The 13253-nt window shown below is 68.3% G+C and carries 14 protein-coding genes; all 14 read left to right on the top strand.

Translation table 11 applies throughout. The features are described 5' to 3' along the window. The first annotated feature begins 41 nt into the window (after positions 1-41). The 14 genes from rpsP (at position 42) to dprA (ending at position 13119) form a co-directional block, all read left to right on the top strand. Complete coding sequence (gene rpsP / locus ACFVMC_RS31685; RefSeq protein WP_379216428.1) at positions 42-479, top strand: 30S ribosomal protein S16; 438 nt, start codon at positions 42-44, stop codon at positions 477-479. Then, the gene (locus ACFVMC_RS31690; protein ID WP_163822793.1) at positions 479-721 is read left to right on the top strand and encodes an RNA-binding protein; all 243 of its coding nucleotides are present in this window, start codon (positions 479-481) and stop codon (positions 719-721) included. Before rpsP ends, ACFVMC_RS31690 begins: the two co-directional genes overlap by 1 nt. Further along, entirely contained in the window at positions 722-1246 is a 525-nt protein-coding gene (gene rimM / locus ACFVMC_RS31695) for a ribosome maturation factor RimM (protein ID WP_379216429.1), read from the top strand. It begins immediately after the preceding gene. Beyond that, positions 1243-1929 (top strand): tRNA (guanosine(37)-N1)-methyltransferase TrmD, encoded by a 687-nt coding sequence (trmD, locus tag ACFVMC_RS31700; protein ID WP_379216431.1) that lies wholly within the window; start codon positions 1243-1245, stop codon positions 1927-1929. The genes rimM and trmD overlap by 4 nt, the downstream gene beginning before the upstream one ends. A 57-nt stretch (positions 1930-1986) precedes the next feature. Next, the gene (locus ACFVMC_RS31705; RefSeq protein ID WP_379216452.1) at positions 1987-3642 is read left to right on the top strand and encodes an AMP-binding protein; all 1656 of its coding nucleotides are present in this window, start codon (positions 1987-1989) and stop codon (positions 3640-3642) included. Positions 3643-3678: 36 nt separating this feature from the next. Continuing rightward, the gene (locus ACFVMC_RS31710) at positions 3679-6066 is read left to right on the top strand and encodes a Tex family protein (protein ID WP_379216433.1); all 2388 of its coding nucleotides are present in this window, start codon (positions 3679-3681) and stop codon (positions 6064-6066) included. Positions 6067-6098: 32 nt separating this feature from the next. Continuing rightward, positions 6099-6986 (top strand): hypothetical protein, encoded by an 888-nt coding sequence (locus ACFVMC_RS31715; protein WP_379216435.1) that lies wholly within the window; start codon positions 6099-6101, stop codon positions 6984-6986. A gap of 176 nt (positions 6987-7162) precedes the next feature. Continuing rightward, positions 7163-7504, top strand: coding sequence for a 50S ribosomal protein L19 (gene rplS / locus ACFVMC_RS31720; RefSeq protein ID WP_379216437.1), 342 nt, complete (start codon positions 7163-7165; stop codon positions 7502-7504). An 84-nt stretch (positions 7505-7588) separates the two neighbouring features. Continuing rightward, positions 7589-8383, top strand: coding sequence for a signal peptidase I (gene lepB, locus ACFVMC_RS31725; protein ID WP_379216438.1), 795 nt, complete (start codon positions 7589-7591; stop codon positions 8381-8383). A 120-nt stretch (positions 8384-8503) separates the two neighbouring features. Continuing rightward, positions 8504-9223 (top strand): ribonuclease HII, encoded by a 720-nt coding sequence (locus ACFVMC_RS31730; protein ID WP_379216453.1) that lies wholly within the window; start codon positions 8504-8506, stop codon positions 9221-9223. A gap of 68 nt (positions 9224-9291) precedes the next feature. Continuing rightward, positions 9292-9597: a DUF2469 domain-containing protein gene (locus ACFVMC_RS31735; RefSeq protein WP_011210678.1), complete on the top strand. Its 306-nt coding sequence runs from the start codon at positions 9292-9294 to the stop codon at positions 9595-9597. Positions 9598-9707: 110 nt separating this feature from the next. Then, positions 9708-10064 carry a YraN family protein gene (locus ACFVMC_RS31740; RefSeq protein ID WP_379216440.1) on the top strand — a complete coding sequence of 119 codons (357 nt, stop codon included), beginning with the start codon at positions 9708-9710 and terminating at the stop codon, positions 10062-10064. Further along, a complete protein-coding gene (locus tag ACFVMC_RS31745) occupies positions 10064-11572 on the top strand; it encodes a YifB family Mg chelatase-like AAA ATPase (protein WP_379216442.1) in 1509 nt (502 codons plus the stop codon). Before ACFVMC_RS31740 ends, ACFVMC_RS31745 begins: the two co-directional genes overlap by 1 nt. 410 nt (positions 11573-11982) lie before the next feature. Then, the gene (dprA, locus tag ACFVMC_RS31750; protein WP_379216444.1) at positions 11983-13119 is read left to right on the top strand and encodes a DNA-processing protein DprA; all 1137 of its coding nucleotides are present in this window, start codon (positions 11983-11985) and stop codon (positions 13117-13119) included. Positions 13120-13253: the final 134 nt, after the last annotated feature.

Here is a 13253-nt window from a genome sequence, read left to right on the forward strand (position 1 = left end):
GAATTGCGCCGTGACCAACTACTGAAAGAGGCAGATCAGCCATGGCTGTGAAGATCAAGCTGACCCGTATGGGCAAGATCCGCAACCCGCAGTACCGCGTCGTCGTCGCCGACGCGCGTACCCGTCGTGACGGCCGCGCCATCGAGTCCATCGGCAAGTACCACCCCAAGGAAGAGCCCTCGCTGATCGAGATCGATTCCGAGCGCGCCCAGTACTGGCTGGGTGTCGGCGCGCAGCCGACCGAGTCGGTGCAGCGTCTGCTGGAGATCACTGGCGACTGGCAGAAGTTCAAGGGCCTGCCGGGCGCCGAGGGCACCCTGAAGGTGAAGGCCGCGAAGCCGTCCAAGCTGGAACTGTTCAACGCCGCGCTCGCCGCCGCCGACAACGAGCCGGTCGCCGAGGCCGTCACCCCGAAGAAGAAGGCCGCCAAGAAGGACGAGGCCGCCGAGGCGCCCGCCGAGACCGAAGCCGCCGAGTAATGTCGGCCGTCGTGGCGGATGCCGTCGAACATCTGGTTCGCGGTATCGTCGCCAACCCCGATGACGTCCGCGTCGAGCTGATCACCGGCCGCCGCGGACGCACCGTCGAGGTGCATGTGCATCCCGAGGATCTGGGCAAGGTCATCGGCCGCGGCGGTCGCACCGCGACCGCGCTGCGTACCCTTGTTGCCGGCATCGGCGGCCGGGGTATCCGCGTCGACGTGGTCGACACCGACGCCTAGATGGAACTCGTCGTGGGGCGGGTCGCCAAGTCGCACGGTGTGCGCGGCGAACTCGTCGTCGAGGTCCGCACCGACGAACCGGAGTCCCGGTTCGCGCCCGGCACCACCCTGCGGGGTCGGTTGCCGCGGTCCAAGGAGGTCCGTGACTTCACCATCGAGTCGGCCCGGGAGCACTCGGGCCGACTCCTGGTGTTTCTCGCCGGCGTCTCCGACCGCACCGCCGCCGACGCACTGCGCGGCACCCTGTTCCACATCGACAGCGCGGATCTGCCGCCGTCGGAGGATCCGGACGAGTACTACGACCACGAGCTGGAGGGCCTGACCGTCCAGCTCACCGACGGCACCGTCGTCGGCACGGTCGGGGAAGTGCTGCATTCCGCGGCGGGCGAGCTGCTGTCGGTACGGGCGGTCGAGGACAAGCGCGAGATCCTGATCCCGTTCGTCACCGCGATCGTGCCGACGGTGTCGATCGCGGACCGGCTCGTGGTCATCGATCCGCCCGAGGGTCTGCTCGATCCCGAATGAAGATCGACGTCGTCACCATCTTTCCGGAGTATCTGGAGCCGCTGCGCACCGCGCTGCTGGGCAAGGCCATCGACAGGGGCCTGCTGTCGGTGCAGGTGCACGATCTGCGGCGCTGGACGCACGACGTGCACAAGTCGGTCGACGATTCTCCCTATGGCGGCGGACCGGGCATGGTCATGAAGCCGACCATCTGGGGTGATGCCTTGGACGAGGTGTGCCCCGACGACGCGCTGCTGGTCGTGCCGACGCCCGCGGGTGTCCCATTCACGCAGCGCACCGCCGAGCGCTGGGCGAGCGAACAGCACATCGTTTTCGCCTGCGGCCGCTACGAGGGCATCGATCAGCGGGTTTTCGACGATGCCGCCCGCCGGGTGCGGGTGCAAGAGGTCAGCATCGGCGACTATGTGCTGATCGGCGGCGAGGCCGCCGTGCTGGTGATGACCGAGGCATTCGTCCGGCTGATCCCCGGCGTGCTCGGCAATCAGCAGTCGCACCAGGAGGATTCGTTCTCCGACGGGTTGCTCGAGGGGCCCAGCTACACCCGCCCGGTGTCCTGGCGTGGTCTGGATGTGCCGCCTGTTCTGCTCTCCGGCGATCACGCCAAGGTCGCCGCGTGGCGGCACGAGCAATCGCTGACGCGTACCCGGGAACGCCGTCCGGACCTGCTGCCCGGTACCGAGTAAGACTTTTCGGCCAATCCCGACCCGGATGCTGGTGCCCCGAGGTACAAACGGGGCGTGATGCGACTTCCCAGCTATGCGTCCGGCACCTCGGCGGCGCCGCTGCTCGGCGACACGATCGGCGCGAACCTCGACCGCGCGGTCGCGGCGTACCCGGATCGCGAGGCCCTGGTGGACGTGCCTTCCGGTCGGCGCTGGACCTATCGCGAACTCGCCGCCACCGTCGATTCGCTCGCCACCGGCCTGACCGCGCTCGGCATCGACAAGGGTGATCGGGTCGGCATCTGGGCACCGAACTGCGCGGAATGGTTCCTCGTGCAGTACGCGACCGCGAAACTCGGCGCGATCCTGGTGAACATCAATCCGGCCTACCGCACCAGCGAGCTGGAATACGTGCTGCGCCAGGCCGGGGTGAAGCTGCTGATCGCCGCGCCGGAGTTCAAGACCTCCAACTACGTCACCATGATCGACGAGGTTCGTCCGAACTGTCCCGCGCTGGAGCAGGTGCTGATTCTCGGCACGGTCGCGTGGGATGTGCTGGCGCGCTACGAGATCGACGCCGACCGGCTCGTGGCGATCGGCGCGACGCTGACCATGGACGATCCGATCAATATCCAATACACGTCCGGCACAACGGGTTTCCCCAAGGGAGCGACGCTCAGCCACCACAATATCCTCAACAACGGGTATTTCGTCGGTGAGCTGTGCGGATACACCGAGCAGGACCGGATCTGCCTGCCGGTGCCGTTCTATCATTGTTTCGGCATGGTCATGGGCAATCTCGCGGCCACCAGTCATGGTGCGGCCGTGGTGATTCCGGCTCCGGCCTTCGATCCGGCGGCGACCCTGGCCGCAGTCGCGACCGAACGATGTACCTCGCTCTACGGTGTGCCCACCATGTTCATCGCTGTGCTCGGCGAACTCGACAGCGGTGCGGCGCCGGATCTTTCGAGCCTGCGCACCGGCATCATGGCGGGATCGCCGTGCCCGGTGGAGGTGATGAAGCGGGTCATCGATCGCCTGGGTATGTCGGAGGTCTGCATCTGCTACGGCATGACCGAGACCTCGCCGGTGTCCACCCAGACCCGCCGGGACGACACCCTCGAGCGTCGCACCGCCACCGTCGGGCGGGTGCTGCCGCACCTCGAGGTCAAGATCGTCGATCCCGCAACGGGTGTCACCGTGCCGCGCGGCGAGCCCGGCGAGCTGTGCACCCGCGGCTACTCGGTGATGCTGGGCTACTGGAATCAACCCGACCGCACCGCCGAGGCGATCGATGCCGCGCGGTGGATGCACACCGGCGACATCGGCGTGATGGACGAGGACGGCTATCTCGCGGTCACCGGCCGGATCAAGGACATGGTCATCCGCGGCGGTGAGAACATCTACCCGCGCGAGATCGAGGAGTTCCTCTACACCCACCCCGACATTCTGGATGCTCAGGTCATCGGTGTGCCCGACCCGAAATACGGTGAGGAACTGATGGCTTGGCTGCGGGTGCGCGACGGTGCCGCGCCGCTGGACGCCGACGCGATCCGGGCCTTCTGCGCGGGCAAGCTGGCGCACTTCAAGATTCCGCGTTTTGTCCACATCGTGGACGAATTCCCGATGACCGTCACCGGGAAGGTCCGCAAGGCGGAGATGCGGGAACTGGCGAAATCGCTGGTCCCGGCGGCGGGAGAGCGTGCGGCGGGCCAAGGCTTCACCCAGGGGTAGACGCCGTGTCGGTCGGCGGCGGTAGTGTTGGCGGCCGTGACGACAGCGCCCGAGATCGCCAGTTCCGAGACGAACAGCACCACACCCCTGGCCAGTGTCGGCCGCCGCATCGCCGACGAACTAGGTGTGCGCGAGACGCAAGTTCGCGCCGCGGTGGAGTTGCTCGACGCCGGATCGACCGTGCCGTTCATCGCGCGCTACCGCAAGGAGGTCACCGGCGGCCTGGACGACGCGCAGCTGCGGCAGCTCGACGAACGCCTCGGCTACCTGCGCGAACTCGACGAGCGTCGCGGCGCGATCATCGAATCCATCCGGGGCCAGGGCAAACTCGACGACGCCCTGCTCGGCCAGCTGATGACCGCTGAGACCAAGGCCCGCCTGGAAGACATCTACCTGCCCTACAAGCCCAAGCGCCGCACCAAGGCGCAGATCGCGCGCGAGGCGGGTCACGAACCCGTCGCCGATGCCCTGATCACCGACGCGACCACCGATCCCGCCCAGTACAGCGCCGAGCAACTCGACGGCGCCCGCGCCATCCTGGTCGAGCGTTTCGCCGAGGACGCCGATCTGGTCGGCGAGCTGCGCGAGCTGATGTGGAACCGGGGGCAGGTCAGCTCGACGGTGCGCCCGGGCAAGGAGGAGGCGGGCGCGAAGTTCGCCGACTACTTCGAATTCAGCGAGCCGTTCACCACATTGCCTTCCCACCGCATCCTGGCGTTGCTGCGCGGCGAGAAGGAGGAGGTGCTCAGCCTCCAGTTGGAGTCCGAGACAGAGGAGTTGGCGCCGGGCGAACGCTCCCTCTACGAGGGCCGGATCGCGGTGCGGTTCGGCATCGCCGATCAGGGCCGCGCCGCCGACACCTGGCTGCTGGACACGGTCCGCTGGGCGTGGCGCACCAAACTTCAGGTGAGTCTGGGCATCGACACCCGCATGCGCCTGCGGCAGGCCGCCGAGAAGGACGCGGTGGACGTCTTCGCCGCCAATCTGCGTGATCTGCTGCTGGCCGCGCCCGCGGGCACCCGCACCACCATGGGCCTGGATCCGGGCTACCGCACCGGCGTGAAGGTGGCCGTGGTGGACGCGACCGGCAAGGCGGTCGCCACCGAGGTGATCTACCCGCACAAGCCGCAGGGGCAGACCGAGAAGTCGCTGGCGGTGCTCGGCGCGCTGGTCGCCCGGTTCGGTGTGGAGTTGATCGCCATCGGCAACGGCACCGCCTCCCGGGAGACCGATGCCCTTGCCACGGAGCTGATCTCGCGCATTCCGGAGCACAAGCCGACCAAGATCGTGGTGTCCGAGGCGGGCGCGTCGGTGTACTCCGCGTCGGCCTACGCCTCGCAGGAACTGCCCGAGATGGATGTCTCGCTGCGCGGCGCGGTGTCCATCGCGCGCCGGCTCCAGGATCCGCTGGCCGAGCTGGTGAAGATCGATCCGAAGTCGATCGGCGTCGGCCAGTACCAGCACGATGTATCGGAGACCCTGCTGGCCCGGTCGCTGGGCGCGGTGGTCGAGGACGCGGTGAACGCCGTCGGCGTCGATGTGAACACCGCCTCGGTGCCGCTACTGTCCCGGGTGTCGGGTATCACCGGTTCGGTCGCGGAATCCATTGTGGCGCACCGTGATCAGCATGGTTCCTACCGCAGCCGCCAGGCCCTGCTGGAGGTCCCGCGGCTGGGCCCGAAGGCCTTCGAGCAGTGCGCGGGCTTCCTGCGTATCCGCGGTGGCGACGACCCGCTCGACACCTCCGCGGTACACCCGGAGGCCTATCCGGTGGTGCGGCGCATCCTGGAGCAGACCGGCAGCGGCATCGCCGAACTCATCGGCAACACCGGCACGCTGCGCAAGCTGCGGCCCGACCAGTTCACCGACGAGAAGTTCGGTGTCCCTACCGTTTCGGACATCATCGCCGAACTGGAGAAGCCCGGCCGCGACCCGCGCCCGGAGTTCAAGACTGCCGAATTCGCCGCCGGAGTGGAGAAGGTCGCCGACTTGAAGCCCGGGATGGTGCTGGAGGGGGTGGTCACAAATGTGGCCGCGTTCGGCGCGTTCGTCGATGTCGGTGTGCATCAGGACGGCCTGGTGCACGTGTCGGCCATGTCGCACTCCTTCGTCAAGGATCCGCGCGAGGTCGTGAAATCCGGTGATGTGGTCAAGGTGAAGGTGCTGGAGGTGGATGTGCAGCGCCAGCGCATCGGCCTGTCGCTGCGCCTGGACGACGAGCCGGGGGCGGGCGCCAAACCCGAACGTGGCGGCGGTAATCGCGGCGGCCAGCGTGGCCAGTCCGGTCAGGACAACCGGCAGCGGCAGAATGGTCAGGGACGACAGGGACAGCAGGGGCGTGGACAGGGCAACCAGCGGCGCAACGCACCCGCGCCCAGCGGTTCCATGGCCGACGCGCTGCGCCGGGCGGGTTTCGGCCAGTAGGGCGACGACAGACGGGAGGGTGGTAGGCGGCCATGCGCAGGTGGCTCGACAACGATGTGATCGCGCAGGGCCGCCTCCCGCTGCTGTGCTTCCTGCTCGGGTTCATCGTCGGATTCCTGTTCATCCGGGTCAGCGTCCGGCTGATCCGGGCGCAGGTGCGGTGGTGGCCGGGCAATCTGCGCGCCGGTGATACCCACATCCACCACATGGTCATCGGTGTGGTGCTGGTGCTCGGCTCCGGCCTGGGCCTGATCGCGGTGTACTCGACCGCGAGCGAGGCGGTCACCGCGGCGTTCGCCGCCGCGTTCGGGGTCGGCGCCGCCCTGGTGCTCGACGAGTTCGCGCTCATCTACTACCTGCGCGATGTGTACTGGGAGGAGCAGGGCCGCACCTCGGTGGACGCGGTGTTCGTCGCGCTCGCCGTGACCGGCCTGCTGCTGCTGGGTTTCCATCCGCTCTCGATCCTCGAGATCGGTGATATCGGCGGTTCCATCGGCGTCGACGCCAAGGCGCTCGCCACCGCGATCGCGCTGTCGAATCTGCTGTTGGCGGCTGTGGTCATCGCCAAGGGCAAGATCTGGACCGGATTGTTCGGCATGTTCTTCCCGCCGCTGCTGTGGATCGGCGCGCTGCGGCTGAGCCGGCCGGGCGCGCCCTGGGCCCGCTGGCGCTACGCCGAACGCCGCCGCCTGATGTACCGCGCGATCGTGCGCGAACGGCGCTATCGGCGGCCGGCGATCCGGGCGAAGATCTTCATCCAGGACCTGATCGCGGGCAAGCCCGATGTCGAGCATGTCCGCAGCGCCGCCGAGGCGGAGCTGGCCCGTAAGGTGGTGCCCGCCCCACCCGCGCCGCATCCGCATCCGCTGTTCTCTCCGGAGCACTCGCTGTTCTCCCCGGAGCACAAATCGGAGCGTTGACGGGCCGATTTCTCCGGTGCCCGGGTGGTCTGGCACAATAATCGGGTTGCCCTGGGGAGATCTCTGTCCCGGGAGCACCCCCTAATTCGGAGCATGAACCGGTCGCGCGCCCTCATTTCGGTTCGAGGGAATGCCGCCAGGGTCCTCTGTTCGCGCAAACATCACAAAGGATGAGAATGAACACCCTTGACTTCGTCGACGAAAAGTCGCTGCGCAGCGACGTCCCGGACTTTCGCCCGGGCGACACGCTGAACGTGCACGTGAAGGTCATCGAAGGCTCGAAGGAGCGCGTCCAGGTCTTCAAGGGCGTCGTGATCCGCCGCCAGGGCGGTGGCATCCGCGAGACCTTCACCGTCCGCAAGGTGTCCTTCGGTGTCGGTGTCGAGCGCACCTTCCCCGTGCACAGCCCGAACATCGACCACATCGATGTCCTGACCCGCGGTGACGTCCGTCGCGCCAAGCTGTACTACCTGCGCGACCTGCGCGGCAAGGCCGCCAAGATCAAGGAAAAGCGCTGATCTTGTAGCGAGCCGCTCGCCACAGCAGATACTTCGTAGCCCGGTACCCGCCGCCAGGATGGGTGCCGGGCTACTCTGTTCGGCGTGGCAGACGAAAGTGGGTCGGTGTCGGTGTCGGGTGCGGGTGACGAAGGCGCGGATCGCGCCCCCAGGGCGCGGCGCGCCAAGAAGAAGGGCAAGAAGCAGCGGCCGTTCTGGCAGGAATTGCCCATTCTCATCGTGATCGCGGCGGTCATCGCCGCGCTGATGGTCACCTTCGTCGGCCGCCCGTACGTGATTCCGTCCCAATCGATGGAACCGACGTTGCACGGCTGCCCCGGCTGCGTCGGCGACCGCATCTACGTGCAGAAGCTCAGCTACTACTTCGGTGATCCGAAGCCGGGTGACGTGGTGGTGTTCGTGGGGCCGGAGTCCTGGAACACCCGGTACCAGTCGATCCGCTCGGAGAACACCGTGATCCGCGGCGTGCAGAACTTCTTCTCCTTCTTCGGCCTGGTGCCGCCGGACGAGAACGACCTGGTCAAGCGGGTCATCGCGGTCGGTGGACAGACCGTGCAGTGCTGTGACGCCGAAGGCCGGATCCTGGTCGACGGCAAACCGCTCGACGAGCCCTACGTGAAGAACGACTACCCGTGGTTCCCGGGTAAGCAGAACGCCACCTACCCGGCCGGGCGGGTCTTCGGCCCGGTCAAGGTGCCCGAGGGCAACCTGTGGGTAATGGGTGACAACCGCGACCAGTCCGCCGATTCCCGTGCGCACGTCTCGGATTCGCTGCAGGGCACGGTCCCAGTCGACAATGTCCGCGGCAAGGCGGTGTTCAAGATCTGGCCGCCGAGCCGGATCGGATCGGTCAGTTCGATCGATCCACAGGTGAATTGACACCCCGGGCGAACTTAAGGCGCACGGCGGCAGGATAATTGGTTCGTGGGCTACACCCGGAGCACCAGTGGCGGATGGCAGGCGGGGCGGGGGAACTCTGCCTGGCCGCCGCGCGTCGTCATGCGCAAGGCAGGTGGTCTGCGCACCCTGGAGGCCGCGCTGATCCGCAGCGGCCTGGGCCCGGTGGCGGGCGTCGACGAGGCCGGTCGCGGCCCCTGCGCGGGGCCGCTGGTGATCGCCGCGTGCCTGCTCGCGCCCAAGGCCTACGACCGGCTGGCCGGGCTCGACGATTCCAAGAAGCTCACCGAGGCCACCCGCGAGGAACTCTTCCCGATCATCCAGCGATTGGCGCTGGCCTACGAGGTCGTGGTCGTTCCCGCCTGGGAGATCGACGCCATCGGCATCCACGTCGCCAATATCGAGGGCATGCGGCGCGCGGTCGCCGGGCTCGGGCGGACCCCGGGCTATGTGCTCACCGACGGTTTCCGGGTGCCCGGCATTCCCGCGCCTTCGCTGCCGGTGATCGGCGGCGACGCCGCGGCCGCCTGTATCGCGGCCGCCAGCATCCTGGCCAAGGTCACCCGGGACCGGATCATGGTCGACCTCGATCAGCGCCTGCCCGGGTACGGGTTCGCCGCCCACAAGGGCTACAACACGCCCGAGCACACCGAGGCGTTGCAGCGGCTCGGCCCCAGCAGTGAGCATCGCCGGTCCTGGCGCAATGTCCGGGAAATGGCGGGCCTGGTACCCGTGGATCCGGCCCTCGACCACGCCGACGCGGTGCTGGCCGAACAGGCCGCGGAAGGCCGGGTGGCTGGCGGGCCGGTCCATGCGAGATGATGTGCAGCGACGACGCCGATGGAGCTGAATCTCATCAAGGACCCGCGAACTAGGAGGACTTCCACCCGATGAGTGCCGAGGACCTCGAGAAGTACGAAACCGAGATGGAACTCTCGCTGTATCGCGAGTACAAGGACATCGTCGGTCAGTTCTCGTATGTGGTGGAGACCGAACGTCGCTTCTACCTGGCCAATTCGGTCGAATTGCGGCCGCAGAACGCCGACGGCGAGGTGTACTTCGAGGTGCGCATGAGCGATGCCTGGGTGTGGGATATGTACCGCCCGGCGCGCTTCGTCAAACACGTCCGGGTGATCACCTTCAAAGACGTCAATATCGAGGAGCTGGAGAAGCCTGACCTGCGACTGCCCGAGTAGTTCGGTGCTCGTGGACGCGAGTTGTCCACAGCCGAAAGGTTATCCACAGCTTTTCCGTTCTCCCAGGTCGGCTCGGCGCCCGCCAGCGTCCGCGCCCGCACGCTGTGCGGGTGACGGATAAGAAGGCGCTCGGCGCACGAGGGGAAGAGCTGGCGGCCCGCTATCTGCGGTCCTCCGGCTGGGAGATCATCGGCAGGAACTGGCGGTGCCGCTACGGCGAGCTCGATCTCATCGCCCGCGATGCCCGCTACACCGCGTTCATCGAGGTGAAAACCAGACGCGGTCTGGGTTTCGGCGTACCCGCGGAATCGGTCACCTACGCCAAGCGGCGGCGGATCCGCACGCTCGCGCTGCTCTGGCTGAACGAGCACGACGGCCCGCTGCGGCGGGTGCGGTTCGATGTCATCTCGGTCCTGCTGCTGCCGGGGCAGCGGCCGGTCATCGATCACCTCGAGGCGGTGTTCTGATGGCGCTCGGGCGGGCGCACTCGGTGGCCGTCACCGGTGTGGACGGGTTGCTGGTCGAGATCGAAGCCGATATCGGGCAGGGCTTGCCGTCGGTGCACCTGGTCGGGCTGCCCGACACCGCATTACAGGAATCCCGGAATCGGGTGCGGGCGGCGGTGGCCAACTCGGGGGAGAAATGGCCGGACGGCCGGGTGACGCTGGCATTGTCACCGGCCACGCTCCCGAAAGTCGGCAGCGTCTACGATCTGGCGCTCGCGGTCGCGGTGCTGGACGCGGCGGGCGCGGTGCCCTCCGAGCGGCTGGCGAAGACAGTGCTGCTCGGTGAGCTGGCGCTCGACGGCCGGGTCCGGCGGGTGCGCGGCGTCCTGCCCGCGGTGATCGCCGCCCGGAACGCGGGCTGGCCCACCGTCGTGGTGCCGGAATCCGCACTGCCCGAAGCTGGTCTGGTCGAGGGCATCGAGGTGCTCGGCGCGGCCAGCCTGCGGACCATGGTTGCCTGGTTGCGCGCGGAAGGGCAATTGCGCACGCCCAGTGGTGATCTGCCCGCCCCGGCGCCCACGGGCGGCGATCTCAGCGAGGTCGTCGGGCAGGACGAGGCCAGGTGGGCGCTGGAGGTCGCCGCGGCCGGCGGCCACCACCTGTTGCTGACCGGTCCGCCCGGAATCGGCAAAACCATGCTGGCGCAACGACTTCCGGGATTGCTACCGCCGCTGTCGGAGTCCGAGGCGCTGGAGGTCACCGCCATTCACTCGATGGCGGGTCTGCTCTCCGGTGATCAGCCCTTGATCACGATGCCGCCGTTCGTCGCACCCCATCATTCGACGTCGGCCACGGCCATGGTCGGCGGTGGTTCGCCCGCTGCCCGTCCCGGTGCGGTCAGCTGCGCGCACCGCGGCGTGCTGTTCCTGGACGAATGCGCGGAGATCGGTGCCAAGGTGCTGGAGGCGCTGCGAACTCCCTTGGAAGAGGGGGAGATCCGGATCGCCCGGCGCGATGGCGTGGCCCGCTACCCGGCCCGCTTCCAACTGGTGCTGGCCGCGAACCCGTGCCCGTGCGCCCCGGCCCGCGATGTCGACTGCATCTGTGCGCCCCTGGCACGCCGCCGCTATCTGGGCAAGCTCTCCGGCCCGCTGATGGACCGCATCGACATCTGGGTGCAGATGCGCGGTCACTCCGGCTCCAGTTTCACCTCCGACAACGCCGAATCCAGCGCGGTCGTCCGGGCCCGGGTGGCTGCCGCCCGCCAGGCCGCCACGGCGCGCTGGCACGACGACGGCTGGACCACCAACGCGGAGGTCCCCGGACATGTGCTCCGGCAACGCTTCCGCCTCCCGCACGACGCCATCGCCCCACTGGAAGCCGCCCTGCGCATGGGCCGCCTCTCCGCCCGCGGCGCCGACCGCGCCATCCGCGTCGCCTGGACCATCTGCGATCTCCGCGGCGCCACCCTACCCACCGCCCAGGACATCATGCTCGCCCTCAACTTCCGCCAGCGCGGTGCGCAATGAGCGCGGCGAACGATGACGAGGCGGGACTCGGCGGGAGCGGGGCTGGTATGCCTGCGGGGCCGTGTGCGGGTGCTCGAGTTGGGGTGGCTGCGGGGGAGCGTGGGGGTGCTCGAGTTGAGGTGTCTGCGGAACGGTGTGGGGGTGTTCGAGCCGGGGTGCCTGCGGAGGAGTCTGGGGGTGCTCGAGTTGAAGTGCCTGCGGAACGGTGTGGGGGTGCTCGAGTCGGGGTGCCTGCGGAGGAGTCTGGGGGTGCTCGAGTTGAAGTGCCTGCGGAACGGTGCGGGAGTGCTCGAGTCGATGTGCCGGTCGGGCAGTGTGGGGGTGCTTGGGGCGGGGCCGGGGTCGGTGCGGATCGCGTGCTGGATTTGGACAGGGGTGGGTTGGTAGGCGAGGAACGGAGGCTGGCCTGGATGTACCTGTCGCGGGTGGTGGCTGGGCCGTGTGCGGCGTTGTCGGCGTTGATCGAGGCGGTGGGGGTCGTGGAGGCGGCGCGGGCGGTGCGGGAGTGCGCGCTACCGCAGGCGTTGCGGGGTCCGACGCGGGCGCGGCGGGAGATCGATTGTGCGGAGCGGGATTTGACGGCAATGGAGCGGATGGGCGGGCGGGTGGTGACGCCGGATGATCCGGAGTGGCCGGCCTGGCGAATGCTCGGATTGAGCCGGCTCGACAGTGGGCGGGATCAGGACGGGGGCGTGCCGCTGGTGCTGTGGGTGCGTGGGCCGCGGTCGCTGCTCGAGGCCAGTGAGCGCGCGCTGGCGGTCGTCGGTGCGCGGTGCAGCACCCCGTACGGCGATCAGGTGACCGCCGATATCGTGAGTGATCTCGCGGCGCAGGGATGGACGATCGTCTCCGGTGCGGCCTACGGCATCGACGCGATGGCCCACCGGGCGGCGCTGGCCGCTCGCACGCCGACCATCGCGGTACTCGCCTGCGGTGTCGATCGTCCGTACCCGGCCGAACACGAGCGGTTGCTCGCCGAGATCGCCGACATCGGATTGGTGGTCAGCGAGTACGCGCCCGGCGTCACCGCACGCAAACACCAGTTCCTCGCCCGAAATCGGTTGATCGCGGGATTGGCGGACGGTGTGCTCGTAGTGGAGGCGGGGCTGCGCAGCGGTGCCCGCAACACCGTGAAATGGGCGCGGCGCCTGGGCCGCCCGGCCCTGGCCGTGCCCGGTTCGGTCAACTCGGCCGCGTCGATCGGTTGTCACCGGATGATCCGTGATGGAGAGGCGCTACTGGTCACTCGCTCCGAGGAGGTGATCGAGGAAACCGGCCCGCTGTCCCTGCCCGGCACGACCACCGATCCGCAAGATGGGCTCACCGGCGACGACGCCACCGTCTACGCCGCGCTCCCGAAATCCGAGCCCCGCCAACCTGCCGAACTGTCCACCCACACCGGCCTGCCCCTGCCTGCCGTCCGCGCCAGCCTGGTGTCGCTGGAACTGGCGGAATTGGTCGCGAACAGCGAAAACGGCTGGCACCGAACACCCTCCAAGCGCTTCGCATCGAGCCGGAGGGAGCCGGGCCATGCGCGACGGATCTGAGGCGCAACCCGCCCGAGCCCCTCCCGGTCGAGACCTTGCTGTTGGACGGCACTCAATATGCCTACGTCGCAGGCGATTTGAGTGCATGATGTCTGCCGACGATTTCTGGTGCGTGCCAGTTTCGGGGTTGTGTT

The sequence above is a fragment of the Nocardia sp. NPDC127579 genome (genome assembly GCF_042672005.1).
GTDB lineage: Bacteria > Actinomycetota > Actinomycetes > Mycobacteriales > Mycobacteriaceae > Nocardia.